The sequence below is a fragment of the Bilifractor porci genome, from assembly GCF_009696005.1.
Classification (GTDB): Bacteria; Bacillota; Clostridia; order Lachnospirales; family Lachnospiraceae; genus Bilifractor; species Bilifractor porci.
Window position 1 is genome coordinate 1 of sequence record NZ_VUMV01000009.1, and the last position, 18,470, is coordinate 18,470.

General features: G+C 49.0%; 14 protein-coding genes, 1 tRNA gene and 1 rRNA gene. 14 read left to right on the top strand and 2 right to left on the bottom strand.

Features of this window, described 5'->3' with window-relative positions; translation table 11 throughout:
- Both FYJ60_RS10880 and FYJ60_RS10885 read left to right on the top strand, forming a co-directional pair.
- Nucleotides 1-89, top strand: a 23S ribosomal RNA gene (locus FYJ60_RS10880); the annotation flags it as partial.
- A 145-nt stretch (nucleotides 90-234) separates the two neighbouring features.
- Nucleotides 235-305, top strand: a tRNA-Trp gene (locus FYJ60_RS10885).
- A 133-nt stretch (nucleotides 306-438) separates the two neighbouring features.
- Here FYJ60_RS10885 and FYJ60_RS10890 read toward each other — a convergent pair.
- A complete protein-coding gene (locus tag FYJ60_RS10890) occupies nucleotides 439-1,461 on the bottom strand; it encodes a GntR family transcriptional regulator (RefSeq protein ID WP_205839076.1) in 1,023 nt (340 codons plus the stop codon).
- Nucleotides 1,462-1,553: 92 nt separating this feature from the next.
- Nucleotides 1,554-3,053 (bottom strand): xylulokinase, encoded by a 1,500-nt coding sequence (xylB, locus tag FYJ60_RS10895; RefSeq protein WP_154458708.1) that lies wholly within the window; start codon nucleotides 3,051-3,053, stop codon nucleotides 1,554-1,556.
- Between the two features lie 277 nt (nucleotides 3,054-3,330).
- Between xylB and FYJ60_RS10900 the strand changes: the two genes are divergently transcribed.
- From FYJ60_RS10900 to yfbR, 12 genes are all read left to right on the top strand, one after another.
- A complete protein-coding gene (locus FYJ60_RS10900) occupies nucleotides 3,331-4,209 on the top strand; it encodes a glycyl-radical enzyme activating protein (RefSeq protein WP_154458709.1) in 879 nt (292 codons plus the stop codon).
- A gap of 99 nt (nucleotides 4,210-4,308) precedes the next feature.
- Complete coding sequence (locus FYJ60_RS10905; RefSeq protein WP_154458710.1) at nucleotides 4,309-6,702, top strand: pyruvate formate lyase family protein; 2,394 nt, start codon at nucleotides 4,309-4,311, stop codon at nucleotides 6,700-6,702.
- A gap of 215 nt (nucleotides 6,703-6,917) precedes the next feature.
- Complete coding sequence (locus FYJ60_RS10910; protein WP_154458711.1) at nucleotides 6,918-7,337, top strand: RrF2 family transcriptional regulator; 420 nt, start codon at nucleotides 6,918-6,920, stop codon at nucleotides 7,335-7,337.
- A 44-nt stretch (nucleotides 7,338-7,381) separates the two neighbouring features.
- On the top strand, nucleotides 7,382-9,289 hold the full coding sequence (locus FYJ60_RS10915) for an acyl-CoA dehydrogenase family protein (protein WP_154458712.1): 1,908 nt from the start codon (nucleotides 7,382-7,384) through the stop codon (nucleotides 9,287-9,289).
- A 217-nt stretch (nucleotides 9,290-9,506) separates the two neighbouring features.
- The gene (locus tag FYJ60_RS10920; protein WP_154458713.1) at nucleotides 9,507-10,721 is read left to right on the top strand and encodes an FprA family A-type flavoprotein; all 1,215 of its coding nucleotides are present in this window, start codon (nucleotides 9,507-9,509) and stop codon (nucleotides 10,719-10,721) included.
- A gap of 91 nt (nucleotides 10,722-10,812) precedes the next feature.
- Nucleotides 10,813-11,421, top strand: a complete 609-nt coding sequence (locus FYJ60_RS10925) for an ECF transporter S component (protein ID WP_154458714.1) — start codon at nucleotides 10,813-10,815, stop codon at nucleotides 11,419-11,421.
- Between the two features lie 204 nt (nucleotides 11,422-11,625).
- Nucleotides 11,626-12,435 (top strand): type III pantothenate kinase, encoded by an 810-nt coding sequence (locus tag FYJ60_RS10930; RefSeq protein WP_154458715.1) that lies wholly within the window; start codon nucleotides 11,626-11,628, stop codon nucleotides 12,433-12,435.
- A 27-nt stretch (nucleotides 12,436-12,462) separates the two neighbouring features.
- A complete protein-coding gene (locus FYJ60_RS10935; RefSeq protein ID WP_154458716.1) occupies nucleotides 12,463-14,331 on the top strand; it encodes a serine hydrolase domain-containing protein in 1,869 nt (622 codons plus the stop codon).
- A 531-nt stretch (nucleotides 14,332-14,862) separates the two neighbouring features.
- Nucleotides 14,863-15,456 (top strand): ECF transporter S component, encoded by a 594-nt coding sequence (locus tag FYJ60_RS10940; protein ID WP_154458717.1) that lies wholly within the window; start codon nucleotides 14,863-14,865, stop codon nucleotides 15,454-15,456.
- Nucleotides 15,457-15,553: 97 nt separating this feature from the next.
- Entirely contained in the window at nucleotides 15,554-16,699 is a 1,146-nt protein-coding gene (locus FYJ60_RS10945; RefSeq protein ID WP_205839077.1) for a pyridoxal-phosphate-dependent aminotransferase family protein, read from the top strand.
- Nucleotides 16,700-16,876: 177 nt separating this feature from the next.
- Nucleotides 16,877-17,764 (top strand): homocysteine S-methyltransferase family protein, encoded by an 888-nt coding sequence (locus FYJ60_RS10950; RefSeq protein WP_205839078.1) that lies wholly within the window; start codon nucleotides 16,877-16,879, stop codon nucleotides 17,762-17,764.
- A 96-nt stretch (nucleotides 17,765-17,860) separates the two neighbouring features.
- A complete protein-coding gene (gene yfbR, locus FYJ60_RS10955) occupies nucleotides 17,861-18,469 on the top strand; it encodes a 5'-deoxynucleotidase (RefSeq protein WP_154458719.1) in 609 nt (202 codons plus the stop codon).
- Nucleotide 18,470: the final 1 nt, after the last annotated feature.

The window sequence follows — 18,470 nt, forward strand, 5'->3', positions numbered from 1 at the left end:
CCTTGAAGACGACGAGGTAGATAGGGCAGAGGTGGAAGTGCAGCAATGCATGGAGCTGACTGTTACTAATCGGTCGAGGGCTAGATCAGGGAAGCGCGGAAGCGGAGCAGAAGAAGCGAGGCGGAGGTGTGGAGCGGTTCATGGAATTGCGGGACGTTTGGAAAGAGTATATGCAGTTTTGAAGGTACGAAAAAAATGGCGGAGACGTCATTTTTTTTTATAAACTTCATGACTAGGGGATTGGTCAAATGGTATGATAGGGGTCTCCAAAACCTTTGGTGGGAGTTCGATTCTCTCATCCCCTGTATTTTTATGAGAGAAAAAGAGAAGTCTGAAATTATCTGGTTTTCCAGAATTTCAGACTTCTCTTTTTCGAAAGTCCGCAGATAACAAATTAAATTTATATTCCTTCAAAACAAATATCAATTAAATAAAACATCACTGCTTTTCAATCAACTGACCGGCAATTGGATACACAGAAGCCTTCCACGTATCACCTTCGTGGATTTGAGAGTCAAGGCATTTAAAGATCTGGCTAACCATTTCATTGAGATTTTGCCTGTATACAAAAGTATGTAATTTACCGATAGAAGGAATATCATCTATACCTGCAAGTATATTGTCGCTTTTTTTCATCTGATCAAGTGCATAAGCGGCTGCGATTCCGCACTCGCGATTTCCATAAAAAATAATTTCTCCAGGTTCTCCGATTTTATTAAATAATTCTCGTGCCAGAATATCACTCGATTTATTTCTGTCCACCCAGGAAAGCCGCACGACGTTTCCTGCTGGAAAAGATTCTCGAAAAGCGTTTTCCCTGCTTCGACAACTGTACAAGGCTTCGGTATCCCATCCAATATAGGTGATTTTTTTATATGTATGTTTTCTGGCAACATCAGTAAGAAGTGTTTTAACAGCAAGATTGTTGTTCAGTGTAACACAGTCTGCGTAGGGCAGACCCAGATCGGAATCAAAAAAAACGAGATTCATACCCATCGCACGAAGGCGTTTTATTTTACTGTGGTCTACAGAACAATCGTCCGGCCAGACGACTGCATTTCGCAGACCTTTACGATAAAGACGATACAGGCTGTTGGCCAGATCTTCTTTTTGGGGCTTTTCCACATACAAAATCATGGATTCTTCTTTTTGCCCATATTCCTGGAATTTACGGATAAAACTTGAAAAAAATGAATTCTGAGCGGGAGCTATCAGTACAACCATATCCCTCTCGAATGCATTCCCGTGGTTTGGCATTTGTACAACGTTACCGCTTCCGGCGTCCTTGCGGATTAGACCGTCTTCACTGAGAATGTCCAAAGCTTTTCGAAGGGTTACCCTGCTGACACCCAGCTGCTCGGAAAGGTTCCTTTCAGCAGGAATTCGTTTTCCTTCCGGGAATGCACCGTTATAGATGAGGTCACAGATTTTTTCTCTTACGTTTTCATATAAATTATCCATAAGGGCTCTACCAGTATTTTTTACTTTATTTTTTGTATCCTTCAGAAAAAGGAGTTGAAAGCTGTCCATGCCATCAAACCTGATAGATGGAATCAGAGAATGTTTGCGTTTTGGTGCATAAGATCACGATTTATCGGATACAGGCTGCGAAATATCTGAAAACGTTCGTCATACAGTTTCATTCTTTCAGGATCCGGCTTAGTTACTTCCTCGCTGAAATGTACGATATGTGCGCAAGCCTCTTTATAATCTTTAAAAGCACCGCAGCCGACCGCCGCAATAATTGCTGCGCCGATACAGCCCTGCTCATTGATTTTATTCGTGAATACTTCACAGCCAAACATATCCGCTTCCAGCTGCCGGAACAAAGATCCTCTGGCACCGCCACCTGAAGCAAGGATGCGATTGCAGGATATACCCATGTCTTTCAGGATTTCCAATGAATTTTTCTGGTTAAAAATGATTCCTTCCATGGTAGCCCGGATAAGATCTGCCTTCGTATGCTTCAGGTTTAGGCCAAAGTAGATGCCTCTTGCATCGGGGTCATTCCATGGTGTCCGTTCTCCGCTGAGATACGGCAAAAATAGAAGGCCATCGCTCCCAGGATGGGCACTTTCTCCCAGTTTATTCATCTGATCGTAATTGTCCATACCCAGTATGTTGTTTTTCAGCCATTTTAATGAGACACCTCCGCTCAGGTTTGCCCCCATGATGAGCCATGTCCCTCTTTGTGAATAACAGAAAGTGTTGGTGCGGAATTTGGGATCATAGAAAGCATGGTCGGAAATGGTGACTAACTGACTGGCAGTTCCGATATTGGAGATCAGTGTCCCCGAGCTTACCAGACCGTTTCCGATTGCCTGAACAATGGTATCGCCACCGCCAAAAGTGACTTTTGTGCCGACCGGAAGGCCTGTTTCGGCAGCGCATGCTGTTGTAATTTTTCCTGCAATTTCTGAAGATTCATGAACAGATACGAAAATTTCCCTTTTTAAACCGAGACGGTCAATTAAATTCCATGCCCAGTCCATTTTGGCGTTATCAAAAATAAGAGTACTCGAAGCGTCCGACAGGTCTGTCCCGAGTTCTCCGGTCATTCTATAGCGTATGTAATCTTTGGGAAGAAGAACTTTGTCTATTTTTTCAAAATTCTGTGGCTCATTCATTCGCATCCAGATCAGGGAGCTGACCAGAAAACCGGTGCTGATAGAATTCAAAGTAATGTTCCGGTACTCGTCTGCGGGAATGATATGATAGATTGTGTGAATAGCATCTGTAGAACGCTGGTCAGCCCATATAATTGCATTGCGGATCAGCTTTCCATTTTTATCCAGGGGAACAAGTCCGTGCATCTGTCCTGAATAACTAATACCGTCCAGATTTTTTATCTGATCCGTACATTCGGATGAAAGTTTCTGAAGGGTTTCCTGTACAGCTTTCCAAAGTACGTGCATGTCCTGTTCTGCCCATGTCTGTTCGGGCTTGATAATATCATACTCTTTTTGGGCACTTCCGATCATTTTGCCATCTTCGTCCATCAGAAGAGATTTTACGCTCGAAGTTCCCAGATCGATTCCAAGATAAGTTCTCATATTTTACCTCTTTTTGATTTTTTATCTTGATTGGCATTATATAGGGATACCAATTTGATTGCAAGAAGAAATACTTAGAAAATATGAACAAATATGCAGGCTGTTTATATGTAGATTTTTTCCTGCTATATCAGCAAAATGTAAAAAACAGTTATTTGTTTTTCAGTAATAATTTTCATAAAAATCTCTTGCGCCTAAATTGGTATTACTATATAATGCCAATTGAAACAAGACAGGTATACCTCAGAAATATTGATCGAAAAGAGGAATATTGTCCATGAAGATTTTTCAGAAGGGCTTTAATTATTCTCAGGATGGACAGGGAAATCGGTTGGTCATACATATGCAGGGCTGTAACATGCGGTGTCCATGGTGCGCAAACCCGGAAGGGCTTTTGGCAGAAGGAGTTTTGATGACAGATCCGCAGTGGCTGGTACCCTCATTATGCGAACATGGTGCTGTATCGGAACAAGACGGCGGTTGTTTTTTAGATCGTCTGGTATGTTCCGGCTGCCCGGATCATGGGTGTATCTCAAAACATCGCAGCAAGGGAATCTATTATTCCTGTCAGGAAATGTCTGTTAAAGAACTCTTAGAATATATCGAGTCCAACAGCATGATGTTTTACGACGGGGGCGGAGTTACTTTTACTGGCGGCGAATGTACAATGCAGTTTGCGGAATTAATGGATACGCTGAAACAGCTGAAGAGAAAGAAAATTCATACAGCGATCGAATCAAACGCATCTCATGCCAGGCTTCCGGAGCTCTTTCCCTATGTGGATCAGCTGATTCTGGACTGTAAGCTTATTAATGGGGAGAAACATTGTTGCGTTACAGGAATTGGTAATGCGCAGATCCTGACTAATATTAGAAAAGCGGCTGCAGAACATCCGAACGTGCATATCAGAATTCCACTTATAGGTGGATTTAACAACAGCCCGGAAGATATAAAGGATTTTCTTGACTTTTTTAGTGAGATCGGAAATAAGAATATATCTTTTGAAGTCCTTAAATATCACGAGTATGGGAAAAAGAAATGGGAGGAATGCGGCTGGAACTACAGGATGGATCAAAAGGCGCGGGTGACAGCAGATGAAGTGCAGGCATTTCAGGAACAAATTGAGGCAAAAGGACTTCGATACGAAAAAACCTAATCAGGATGAGCCGTCGGCAGATCTGTTTGCCATGCAGGGAGCAAGAAGTGTATTAGAAGTTTTATATGAAGATTACAATTGTAGTCGAAAGGAGAGCATATGGAAATAGAAAAGATTGTAAACGCCGATCAGATTACAGATCTGGCCAAGAAAAGATTTCAGGAAGAACGCGGGATCAATCATTTGGAAGGATGGTTTCTGGCCAAAGAGATTCAGCGCAGTTGTGACAGCTTATTCGCAAACGAGCCGGACTGCATCCGTATCGCGAAGACACAGGTGAAGGTGGCAGAACAGCTGCCACTTTGGATCAGCGATTATTGTCTGTTTGCCGGTACGCAGGACGATGCATTTGCCAGATCTTACGCACTGATTAATCCGGCTTTTAAAGTGGATTCTTTTAAGGGATACTGCGATCCGGTTGCTGTTTTCGGTGACATCGATCCGATTGGGGACATCACGCAGGAAAGAATCAATGATCTGAGGGAATATAATAATCACACGAAATTTGCCGATACGCTTCGTCACGCATACGATATGGGTGATGGATTGATGGATGAAGCGATCTTTTTTGTGGAACAGGTAAGCGGACATCTGATCCCGGATGTTCGTCCGATGCTGAAACATGGTATCAGCGGTATCAGAAAGCAGATTCGCGCAAACAAAGAAAAAGAGACGGATGATTCTAAAAAAATATATTTCGAAGCAATGGATATTTCGCTTGAAGCTTGTCTGACTCTGGCCAGAAGATATCGTTTGCTGGCAGAAGAAAAGGTAGGGAATGCAGGGACAGAGGCGGATCGTGCCCGGTTCAAGCTGATGGCCGACACCCTCGCGAAAGTCCCTGAAAACGGAGCAGAAAATTTGTTTGAGGCAATTCAGTCTTTCATACTTATCTGGCAGACAATGTGTCTGGAACAGACACCGAATCCTTATGCCTTTTCCGTCGGCAATGCAGATCGGATTTTTGAACCATATCGTCAGGCAGAGGGTACAGACAGAGAAATGACGGCAGCGCTTTTTAAACATCTGCTGGTGTTTTTCAACGTGGCGGATCGCAGCTGGGCTATCTCACAGAACCTTTTGATCAGTGGGAAGTCTGTGAACGGTGAGGATCTGACGAATATGTCTTCTTACGCGCTGATGGATGCCTATTACGATATGAATCTTCCGCAGCCAATCTTATCAGCAAAGCTCCATAAAAATACGCCGGAAGAGCTTTATAGAGAGATGGGCAAATTTTTCTTTACACCAGGCTGTCTTACACCTTCACTCTTTAATGATGATTCCGTTCAGAAAATTGAGAGTGAACGCAACCACGTGAAAAAGGAAGACCTGGAGGATATTGCAGTTGCCGGATGTCAGGAGCCATTGATCATGGGAAAGGACAATGGAAATACAACAAACAGCTGGCTCAATTTGGGGAAAATATTGGAACTGTCCGTTAACGGAGGAGTTTCTGAGTTAACCGGCAGAAGATTCGGGCCTTCTGATGAGGAAAACGGATACCACAGCAAGCTTGAGGTCCTGAAGGATATTCGTAATCTTTTTTATAAGAATGTACAGAAATACACAGACCGTATGGTTGCCTGCGCCAATGCCGCTTCCGAGGCGATAGGACTTCTGCAGGTTCCGTTTCTCTCAACAATGATGGGCGGAGTGGAAAGTGGAATTGACTGCCGTGATACAAAGCGCCAGGGCACCAGGTATAATGGAAGCGGATGCCTGATTCACGGATTGTCAGTTGTAGCAGATTCCTTTGTGGCCATTGATATGCTTGTCAGAGAAAGACCGCAGGATGCAGACAGGATGGTAGAAGCACTTCGCACTAATTTTGAGAATGACGAGGAGATGCACCAGTATCTGCTGACTGCGCCGAAATTTGGAAACAATATTCCGTTGGTAGACAATGAGGCGGCCGAGATTGCAAAACGTGTCAGTGATATTGTAGATAGCGAGAAAAATTACCTTGGAAATCCGTTCCGTGCGGATTGGTCGTCACCGTCTACGCATCTGCTCTACGGATACTGGGTCGGTGCAACACCGGATGGCAGAAAAGCAAGAGAAGAACTGAATTATGGTGTGGATCCGCTCTTTGGGGATGCAACACAGGGACTGGGTTTCCGGATGCTGTCAAATATGAAGATCCCGTTTGAAACATTCAACGGTGGATATGCTTCCCATCTGGGCATTAATCCTAACTACTTTAAAGAACCGACGTATGAAGGAAAGGGGAAAGAGTTTCGGGATAAGATTATCAATCCGCTCTTTTACAATCCGAAAAATGACAAACTTTCGCCGTTTTACCTTTATGTAAATGTGACAACGCCGGAGATGTTGAGAAAAGTTCTTGCAAATCCGAAAAAATATGCGCCCAGTGGTGTTTACATCATGCGAATTCATGGGACATTTGTGAATTTCCTTGATCTTTCTCCGGATATCCAGGAAGATATTATCGCCAGACTGGATCCGGATTCAACAAGCATGGCCAGTTAAGCAAGTCCAAATGAATATAAGTATTCCGCCTCGTTCCAGGATCAGCGAGGCGGTTTTTTTATTCATTCTGCACTGTTTTCTATTGAAAAAATTATGCGTTCCGTAAAAAATGATTTATTTCCTGCTGAATTGTTGACTAAAAAAGTCAATAATTATATATTGATACTATCAAAAGACCTTTGCGAAGATGTGCATATCAGAAGTGGCAGGGAACTATGATTACAAATGAAACAGATTATGCAATCCGAATCATACGTGCGCTGGAAGACGGGCAGGTACATTCTGTGAAAGTGCTTTGTGAAGAGGAAAACATACCTCTGAAGTTTGCCTATAAAATTCTGGGAAAACTCAGGGATGCGGGAATTGTCTCAAGCACAAGCGGCGTACACGGCGGCAGCAGGCTGATTGGAGATCTGCGTCAGTTTACGCTGCTGGACCTGATGGGAATTTTGGAAAACAGGTCCGAGCTCAGAAAATGTCTCACACCGGGATACCGGTGTGACTGGAAGGATAAAAAAAACTGCTCCTGCCAGGTGCAGGAGGGACTTTTGAAAATTCAGAAAAAGATCGACAGGGAGCTGAGCCGCTATACCATCTATGATCTTCTGCACGGTAATCCGGATCTCAAGGAATAGCCACGAACGAAAAGTAAAAAGCTGATTGGAAAAGGAGGACTGCTATGCAATTCAAATGTACGGAGACACATGAAAAATTCCGCGAAGAAATCAGGGCATTTGCGGAAGCGGAGATTAAGCCTTATGCGTTCCAGTGGGACAGGGAAAACCATTTTCCCGGAGATGTGGTCAGAAGAATGGCGGATAACGGCTGGATGGGACTTCCTTATCCAGTGAAATACGGCGGAGCCGGCAAAGACATTCTGACCTATTCCATTGCAGTGGAAGAGCTTGCGCGGGTGGATGCCGGAACAGCGGTAATTCTTTCGGCTCATGTCTCGCTGGGAAGCTGGCCGATTTATGCCTTCGGGACAGAGGAACAGAAGATGAAGTATCTGGTTCCTCTGGCAAAAGGAGAGAAGCTTGGAGCCTTCGGCCTTACCGAATCGAACGCGGGTTCGGATGCCGGAGGAACTGAGACTACGGCTGTCCGGGACGGAGATTTTTATATCCTGAATGGAGAGAAAATTTTTATTACAAACGGCGGAGAGGCTGACACCTATGTGATTTTTGCGGTCACGACGCCGGGTATCGGCACAAAGGGTATCAGCGCATTCATCGTAGAGAAGGGCTGGGAAGGCTTTACCTTCGGCGACCACTATGACAAGATGGGAATCCGTTCTTCCGCCACCGCCCAGCTGATTTTCCAGGATGTTAAAGTGCCGAAAGAGAATCTGCTCGGCAAAGAAGGCGCGGGATTCCGCATTGCCATGGCAACGCTGGACGGAGGCAGAATCGGAATTGCCTCGCAGGCGCTTGGAATTGCGCAGGGAGCTTATGAAAGCTGTATGAACTACGCAAAGGAGCGAGTTCAGTTTCATAAGCCGATTGCCTTCCAGCAGGCTATCGGTTTTAAGATCGCGGATATGGCTACGCGCATCCGGGCGGCCAGAATGCTTGTCTACAGCGCGGCAGAGCTGAAGCAGAACGGGGAACCCTACGGCATGGAAGCGGCTATGGCAAAGCAATACGCTTCGGATGCCGCTGTCCGGATTTCTGAAGAAGCTGTCCAGATTTACGGCGGGAACGGCTATCTGCGGGGAATGGATGTAGAGCGGATGTACCGCGACGCCAAGATTACCCAGATCTATGAGGGAACAAATGAAATTATGCGTGTGGTTATTTCCGGACATCTGCTGGGAAAACCGCCGAAAAAGGAGAGCGCGGGGGCTGTACAGGCAGAAAGCGCCGGGATTACCGGCCCGCGTAAAAAACAGATTTTCAAGAAAGGCACCGCCCAGGAAAGGGTAGATGCCCTGGTGGAGAACCTGAAGGCGGACGGCTATGATTTTACGGTCGGAATTCCGGCGGATACCCCGATCAGCAAGGCGGAAAGAGTCGTCTCTGCCGGCCGTGGAATCGGCGATAAAGGAAATATGAAGCTGATCCGTGATCTTGCGGAGGCTGCCGGTGCCGCGATCGGATCCTCGCGTCCGGTTGCGGAGACGCTCCAGTATGTTCCGATGGACCGTTATGTAGGGATGTCCGGACAGAAATTCCGCGGAAATCTGTATATCGCCTGCGGCATCTCCGGGGCGGTGCAGCATCTGAAGGGAATTATTGACGCTTCTACAATCGTAGCGGTCAACAACAATGCCAATGCTCCGATTTTCAAAAACTGCGATTACGGCATTGTCGGAGATGTAAAGGAAATCCTTCCGCTGCTTGCAAAAGCCCTGGATACGGGAGCCAAGAAACCGGCGCCGCCCATGAAGAGAATCAGACGGGCAGAGCCGAAGAAGGAGAAACCGTCTTACAAAATGATGGTTTGTGACGGATGCGGGTATGAATACGATCCGGTAAAGGGAGATCCGTCTGCGGATATCGCGCCGGGGACACCGTTCGAGAAACTTCCGGACGATTGGGTATGTCCGGAGTGCGCGGAGCCGAAGGCGCATTTCCAGGAAGCATGAATGCTGCGGCTTTTTTCAGCCGCAGTTCCGGCCGGATACGTACCTTAGCACCTTATTACTTATCAGATGAAAGGGCAGGGGCAGAAGTCCCGGAGAAAGAAAAAGCAGGGACAGGAAAATAACCCGGAAAAAGCAGGGGAAAACGAGAACAATACTGAGAAGAACAAGATGACAGATTATCAGAGGAAAAGATGCAATACCAGACAGGAGGTCTCACATGCATATTGTTAGAAAGGTGACAGATAATTTATACTGGATCGGCGCCAATGACCACAGGCTGACGCTGTTTGAAAACATTCATCCTATCCCGGAGGGAGTCAGCTATAACTCCTATCTGCTGCTGGACAAGAAAGCGGTGATGTTTGATACGGTGGACTGGGACGGGTGCCGTCAGATGATGGAAAATCTGGAATTCGTCCTGGATGGAAGGGAACTGGACACGGTTGTGGTCAACCACTGGGAGCCGGACCATGCCGCTTCTCTTCAGGTGGTGCTGAACCGTTACCCGAAAGCGGAAATTATCAGTACAGAAAAAGGTTTTATGCTGATGAAGCAGTTCGGCTTTCATGCCGACGGACATAAAACAATAACGGTAAAAGAAGGAGACAAGACCTGTTTCGGAGAGCATACGGTTACGTATCTGGAGGCTCCTATGGTGCACTGGCCAGAGGCGATGGTCACACTGGATCTGACAAACGGAGCACTGTTTTCCGCGGACGCCTTCGGATCTTTCAAGGCGCTGGATGGAAAACTGTTTAATGACGAGGTGGATTATGACAGGGACTGGATCGACTCCAACCGTCGGTATCTGACGAATATTGTCGGAAAATACGGTCCGCATATCCGGAAGCTGCTGAACAAGGCGGCGCCGGTTCTGGATCAGATAAAGTTTATCTGTCCGCTTCACGGGCTGGTCTGGAGGAACAATCTGGACTACCTGCTGGACAAATACACTCACTGGGCTTCCTATGAACCGGAAGTCAAGGGCGTCATGATCGTGTATGCCTCCATGTACGGAAATACCGAGCAGGCGGCTCAGGCAATCGCGGCAAAGCTGGCGGAAGAAGGAATCCGGAATGTGTCTCTGTTTGATGTTTCCAGCACCCATGTGTCCTATCTGATTGCGGAGGTGTTCCGCGTCAGCCATGTGATCCTTGCTTCCTGCACCTACAATCTGGGAATCTTTCCGCCGATGTTGAATTTCCTGGAGGATATGAAGGCGCTGAATGTGCAGAACAGAGTATTTGCACTGATCGAAAACGGTTCCTGGGCGATTCGGTCCGGGGATCTGATGTACCGGTTCCTGGATGAAGAAATGAAAACCATTACGGTGCTCAATGAAAGGGTTACTGTGGCGTCTCATCTGGGAGAGAATCAGGAGGAGGATCTCGGGCTGCTGGCGGACGCAGTGGCGGATTCTCTGCGAGGATGAATTCTGATTCTTGTCACAGGTATCCCTATGCGTTATAATAATCCTGCGCTATATTCGGGATTGACCCGGAACAGCAGCAGGAGGTATAAAAATGAATAAGAAACAAGGTAACACGCAGAAACTCGCTGTACTGGCTGTATTAACAGCTATTGTCATTATCCTGCAGGCGGCGGTCGTCATACCGCTGGGGCCGTTTACAGTGACGCTGACAATGCTTCCTATTATTATAGGAGCCATTATGTACGGCCCGCTGGGAGGAGCTGTCCTGGGAACGGTATTCGGAGCCGTGGTGTCCATACAGGTTCTGACGGGAGCGGCAGGCGCTTTTTCTACTGCCATGCTGGAGTATCAGCCGGCAGCCACAATCCTGATCTGTCTGCTGAAAGGTATTGCGGCGGGTCTGGCAGCAGGTGCTTTTTTCTGTCTGTTTCGGAAAGTCAGTTTTTACTTCGGTGTGGTTATGGCAGCTGTCATTGCCCCGGTTGTGAATACGGGGATCTTCAGCGTGGGATGTCTTACCATCTTCAGAAGCTTGATCCAGGATGCGCTGGGAACCGGCAGCAATCTGCTCCTGGTTTTCCTCACGACGTTTATCGGCTTGAATTTCCTTGTGGAGTTTGGAATTAACGTCGCGCTTACACCGGTGGTGATGCGTATTTTCCGCGCGGTAAAGCTGGAGCCGGCAAAGGCGGCAGGCTGAAAGTAAAAAGAACAGAGAAGTAACAGTAGATGATAGAGGGACGCATAAGGGAATATTCTCTTCGGTGTCCCTCCTTTGCTATTTCGTCCGGCTGGCAGCAGAGAAGGAATTTATCCTGTCGAGGTGCCGGGACTTGCAGAAGAACCGCCGCGTCGGCGCAGATGCGGTTGGATCACCTGCGTGATTATTGATATGAGGAAAAAAATGATTCTGGCAATAGATATCGGGAATACCCACATGGTTCTGGGGTGTTTGAATGAAAAGAATGAAACGGTAAAAAGAGTGCAGATGACGACAGACCGGCAGCAGACCTCCCATGAGTATGCGGCCGGAATCCGCCAGGTGCTCCAGATGGAGAGGGAAGAAGCCGTTTCTTTCGACGGAAGCATTCTGTCTTCTGTTGTACCGGAGTTAACGGATGTAGTGGCGGAGGCAGTGCGGATTCTTACCGGAAAACGTCCCCTTGTGCTGGGACAGGGAGTGGAAACCGGCCTTGCCCTGGATATGAACGGCCTGACTGCCGACCAGATTGCGGGGGATCTTCTCGCAACAGCGGTTGCGGCCGTACACAATTACCCGCTGCCGGCTGTGGTGATCGACATCGGCACCGCAACGACCATGACGGTTGTGTCGGCGGAAGGGGTCTATCTTGGCGGGGTCATTCTCCCGGGTCCCGGAACCTCTCTGCAGGCGCTTGTAAAGGATACTTCCCTTCTTCCCGCTGTCGATTTTTCCAGGCCGGACAGGGCGATTGCCAAGGATACGGTAAATGCCATGCGCGCGGGAATTGTGTACGGATCAGCCGGGGCGATAGACGGAATACTGGACCGGTTCGAGGAAGAACTTGGCGTCTCCCCGACGATTCTTGCCACAGGAGGAATGGGGCGGATTCTGGCACCCTACTGCCGTCACCGGATTACCGTTGACGACAGTCTGCTGTTAAAGGGACTGGGTATTATCTGGAGAAATAACAGGAAGCCTGCGGAGAAGGCAGCGGAACCGGAAACTGTGTAAAGAGATGGCAAAAAAGGGAAGAAATATATGGCAGAAATCAGCTTTTCGTTTATTCAGCTTTTCTTCAAACTGATGGCGCGGCAGACCGGGCAGATCGGAAAAATCGATTTTATTCCGCAGAAACCTCATTTCCGGGGAGAACCTGTGGAACAGCCGTTTCCGAGAGAGTCGCCGGAGTCCCAGGGGGTGGAATCCGCTCATGTCAGGGAGTATCTGGAGGCTCTGAAAATGAGTCCGGATGCCAATATTCATCAGGCTATCGTCATCCGTCACGGGAAGATTATCGCGGAGTGCAGTTTTTCTCCATACCAGAGGGGAATGTGGCACATCACACATTCCATGTGCAAGACCTTTACCGGCCTGGCGGCCGGCCTTGCCATCCAGGAGGGGCTGTTTGGCCTGGATGAAAGCATTGATGATATTTTTCCGGATAAGATACGTCTGCTCAGCCGGATCGGAAGAAAAAAGGTGACAATTCGCCATCTTTTGACGATGACCAGCGGGGTGGAGTATTCCGAGGCGGGCGCCATAGAGAGCAGCGACTGGTGCACGAATTTTATGTCCGCGGGCTGTAAATTTGAGCCCGGAACAAAATTCGAGTATAATTCCATGAACTCCTTTATGCTTTCCGCTGCCATTCAGGAGCGCTCCGGAATTACCATGTTCCAGTTCCTGAAAACAAGGATTTTTGATCCGATGGGGATTAAGGAAATTTTCTGGGAGGAAAGCCCCAGAGGCTATACAAAGGGAGGATGGGGATGCTTTATCCGCCCGGAGGATGCCTGCAAAATCGGACAGCTGATGCTGAATAAGGGGCTGTGGAACGGACGGCAGCTGGTTCCCGCCTACTGGATTGAGAGTATGACCTCCCGTCAGGTGGAGAATGATAAATTCGGCTACGGCTATCAGTGCTGGATCGAACAGCGTCCGGGCGGTTTCGCCATGAACGGCCTTTTCGGACAGGATGTGATCTGTTATCCGGATGACGACATGATCCTGATGGTAAATTCAGGAAACCGCGAGCTTCTTCAGGAGGGCAGTCTGACGGAGATTCTGCGTAAATTCTGGGGAATTTCCTATCATCCGTCACCGGTTCCTCTCCGTGAAAATCCGAGGGAGCTGAAAAAGCTGGCGGAACAAATAGCTTTGTACAGCGGTCATGATACGTACGGGGGATCCGGCCTTGGGAGTGCGATTCTGGAGGATGCCGTAAACCGGAATCTTGCCCAGCTGCCTCCGGATTTCAAAAAGGCCAGAAGGACAAGGAGAGGCTGGGGTCTCTGGGCGCCAAAAGCCACCGTCATGTCGCCGCAGGAGATGCTGGAAACCCTGAAAAATCACACGTTCCAGATGAAAAACGGGAGAACCGGTGTTTTCCCCCTGATCTGCCAGGTGGTCCACAACAATTATACGGACGGGATCAGAAAAATAGGTTTTGCGGATGTAAACGGAACCATGAACGTTCTTTTGTATGAGGGAGAAGAAATTCTCCCTGTTAAGGTCGGGTTCGAGGAGCCTGCGGTCAGCGAGATCAGTATTCACGGAGAGCCGTATTACATCGGAACAGCCGGCCGGATCGCGACCGATGAGTATGACCGGGTTGTGCTTCTGCTGAACATTTCGTTTATCGAGGAAGCCTGCTGCAGAAAGATGAATCTTTATTTTGACGGAGAGGATCTCGAGGTGCGCTACAGTGAAACGCCGGGGGATGCGGTCATCGCGGACGCACTGGCCTATACGGGAGACAGCCAGGATGTTTTCCGGCTTCCGATTATCAGACAGATTGTGGAGCAGGGAGGAAAGGATTTTCTGGATGTTTCCATCCAGGGAACGGTCAATCCCACGGACAGGGGGCATCTGGTCAGAGAGGGAGAAAAAACAGGGGACAGGCCGTAAGCTTTGTCAATTTATGAACAATCTGTAACAGGAAAGTTTACGAAATGTCCAAATCGAATACACAGGGGAATCACATTTAGCCTATATGATAGGGAGCATAGAAACAAGATAAAAAGATTTCAAGTTTCTAGTTTCTTTTTCATATGAGTGGCTGAAATGCCACATTCTCCTTCCTTTTTAAGAACGGGAAAGTCAGTGCTGAGGCTTTCCCGTTCTTTGCGTTTCAGGCCGGGTGTTTTTAGCAGCCGGGGTCAAGCCGGATTATCTTTTGCCGCTATATGCAGAAAAATGAGCATATAACGGATGGAAACGTCCTCTGGCCAGCGCTTTTGCCCGTATGTGGGAAAAAGAGAGCCTCCGGTACAATTGATCATAAAAAATAATCAACAGTTGGCAATACCAATATAACCAGAAAAGAATTATACATGTGTATAGTCAGTGCGTGTGGAGCATGGGCTGTACAGTATTCGTTGAACCGGATGTTATTCAGAGAGTATCCGGCAGGCTGGACAAAGAAGGAGGAATTCTGATATGCAGAGCAGGACAGAAAAGGACGGAAAGAGCATATCAAAGAAAACGTATGCACAGGATGAAAACAGCAGGATTCAGGACATGGTGATTACCGCGCTGATGATAGCGCTGACCTATGTCGCGACCTGGCTGATTAACATCCGGCTTCCTTTTATGGGCAGCGGCGGACTGATTCACCTGGGCAATGTCCCTCTTTTCATAGCCGCTATTCTTTTCGGAAAGAAAACCGGCGCCCTTGCCGGGGGAATCGGCATGGGACTGTTTGATCTCCTGAGCGGCTGGACCGCATGGGCGCCGTTTACCTTTGTCATTGTCGGACTTATGGGGTATGAGGTCGGCTGGTTCGCCGAGCGCAGGCCGATCAAAAATACGGCGCTGAATGATGCTGTCTCCATGATCCTTGCCCTGATCATTAAGATTGTCGGCTATTATTTCGCGGAGGTTATTTTGTACGGAAACTGGATCGCCCCGATCGGGTCTGTTCCCGGAAATATCTGCCAGGTCGGTGTGGCAGCGGTTATTGTCATGGCAATGCTCCCCGTCCTGCGGAGAGTAACCCGTTCTATGAGGCGGCCGGCAGGCAGGACAGCGTAAGCGGAAAACAGCAGAAATGCAGCAGAAGGAAAACGGCAAATAAGCGATAAAGGACGGCCGCCGGTAAAAAACGGCGGCAGGAAAAGAGGCGGAAGAGATGTATAAAATAATGACGGCGGGACCGACCCAGGTAAGAGAAAATGTCATGCAGGCAAGAGCACTTCCTTTTCCCAACCCGGATATCGATCCTGCCTTTTTTGATTTTTATAAAGAAACCTGCGGAATGCTCTCCAAAGCACTGCACACGGATCATGAGGCGTTTATCCTTGGAGGGGAGGGGATTCTTGGACTGGAGGCCGCCTGCGCGTCTCTGACAGAACCGGGAGACCGGGTTCTGGTTATCGACAACGGGATTTTCGGAAAGGAATTTGCGGATTTCGTAAAAATCTATGAAGGAATCCCGGTCCTTTACACGGTGGATTATCATCGGCCGGTAGACCCGGACGCGCTGAAGCGGTATCTGGAGAAGGATCACTCTTTCAAATATGCAACCGTTGTGCACTGTGACACCCCCAGCGGCGTCCTGAATGATGTGGAGACAATCAGCCGGATTCTGGACTCCTACGGCATTATGACCGTGGCAGATTCTGTTGCAGGGATGTTCGGAGAACCGCTGGATCTCTCAAAAAGCAGGATCGACATTCTCTGCGGCGGCTCCCAGAAGGCTTTGTCCTGTCCTCCGGGGCTGACCATGGTCTGGGTCAGTGAGCGGGCATTCCGCTCCATGGAAAGAAGGAAGACTCCGGTGCGCAGCTTTTACGCGAGCATCCCGGCTATAAAAAATTATTACCGGGACCAGTGGTTTCCCTACACGATGCCGGCAAGTGATATCCGGGGGCTTCGCCAGGCTCTCGATAATTTTTTCGCCGACCCGGATGTGTATCAGCGGCATGCGCGGATTGCCGGGGCTGTCCGGAAAGCAGTCAGGGAATCCGGGCTGAAGCTGTACCTGGAGGAAGGAATGTCCAATACCGTTACGGTGATCTGCGTGCCGGACGGCATTACAGACAAAGAAATCCTGCGGGGGATGGCAGAGAAATACGGGATTCTGATTTCCGGCTGCTTTGATGTGCTTGCCGGAAAGGTCGTCCGGATCGGCCATATGGGAGAAAGCTGCAACCGGGAGGATGTGGCGGACACTCTGGAAGCCCTGCAGAAGGTCCTTGAGGAAAAGAGAATCCTGCTGAAATGCGACATGAAGCAGAGCTTTCTCTCCGCCTGGAAGGAAAACGCAGGGGAATAATGAAAAAGGGCAGCTTCCGCAGACAGCACCGGCGCAGAAGCAGGGCTGCTTAAGATGGGTCAGAAAAGAGGAAGAAAACCACGGGGACAGCCATAGGACGCTTCGCAGGTATGTCCCGGAGGAAAAGGGATGGAAGAGCGCGCATGGACAGCAGGAGGGCGCGGCAGGAGGACGGACATGACGAAAGAAGAGTTTCGGAAGATGGTTTCCGGGGGACCGGTTATTCTGGACGGCGCAACCGGAACCAATCTTTTTGCGGCTGGCATGCCGCACGGCGTATCCACAGAGCAATGGGTGCTGGAAAATCCGGAGGTGATCAAGAAGCTGCAGAGAGACTATATCGAGGCTGGGTCGCAGGTGATTTATACGCCGACCTTCGGGGCGAACCGGGCAGTACTCTCCCGGTTCGGGCTGCAGGACCACGTACGGGACATGAATCTCCGGCTGGCCGAATTTTCGCTCTCAGTATCCGCAGGAAGAGCCCTGACGGCAGGGGATCTTTCACCGACCGGGAAGCTTTCGGTTTCCGCGGGAGGAGACACGCCGGATGAGCAGATCTTCGAGATCTACCGGGAACAGGCGGAAGCGCTTCTGGAGGCAGGCGTGGATCTGTTTGCGGTGGAATCCATGATGTCCGTGACAGAAACGCTGATTGCCTGTGACGCGGTGAATGACGCGGCGGGCGGAAAGATTCCGGTGATTGCCAGCATACTCTCCGGAACCGACGGACACACCTATTACGACGGAACGGTCTATAAGGCGCTGCCGGTACTGGAGAGCGCCGGTATTTCCGCATTCGGCGTGAACTGCAACATGAACCCCATGCAGCTGGAAACGGTCGTGCGCAATCTTGCCGGAAGCGCGAAGGTACCGGTTCTTGCCAAGCCAAATGCCGGCCTTCCGGTATTTGACGCGAGCGGAGCTGCCTCCTATGACATGAACGCGGAGACATTTGCGAAGGGAATGGCCGTCCTTTACCGCGACGGGGCCTCTCTTCTGGGCGGCTGCTGCGGTACCGATCCGGATTTTATCCGCGCCATGAAAAAACAATTAAAACAGTTATAACATCCTGATCGATTCCGATGTAAATCCGGATGGCAATGATAAAAAAAACAATGAATAACAGTTATAGCATCCCGAAGCGGAAGAGGTGGAAGGCGTATGGATAAAAAAACAGACACTTGGCATTTTTTTGCAACCGTATCCCGGATGAAGTACATTGAGCGCTGGGCGTTGATGCGGAATACCAGGCCGGAAAACATCAGCGAACATTCTCTGGAAGTCGCCATGATCGGCCATGCGCTCTGCATCATCGGCAATGTGCGGTATGGGAAAAATCTGAACGCGGAGAAGGCGGCGCTGGTCGGGCTGTATCATGACGCCTCGGAGATTATCACCGGGGATATGCCGACGCCCGTCAAGTACAGCAGCCGGGATATCCGGGCCGCTTACCGGAAGGTGGAGGAAATGGCGGAAAACCGCCTTCTTGAACAGCTTCCGGAGGATCTGCGCCCTGTTTATGAGAAAATCTTCCGGCCGGACCAGACCGAGGAGGAGAGATACCTGCGCGCCATGGTGAAAGCCGCGGACAAGCTGTCAGCCTATATCAAGTGCCTGGAGGAAGAAAAGTCCGGAAATACGGAGTTCCGGACGGCAAAACAGACCATTGGAAAAGCGGTTAATGAGATGTGCGGCCGCTATCCGGAAGTCCGGGATTTTGTGGAGGAATTTCTTCCCTCCTACGGCAAAACGCTGGACGAATTGTCGTAGG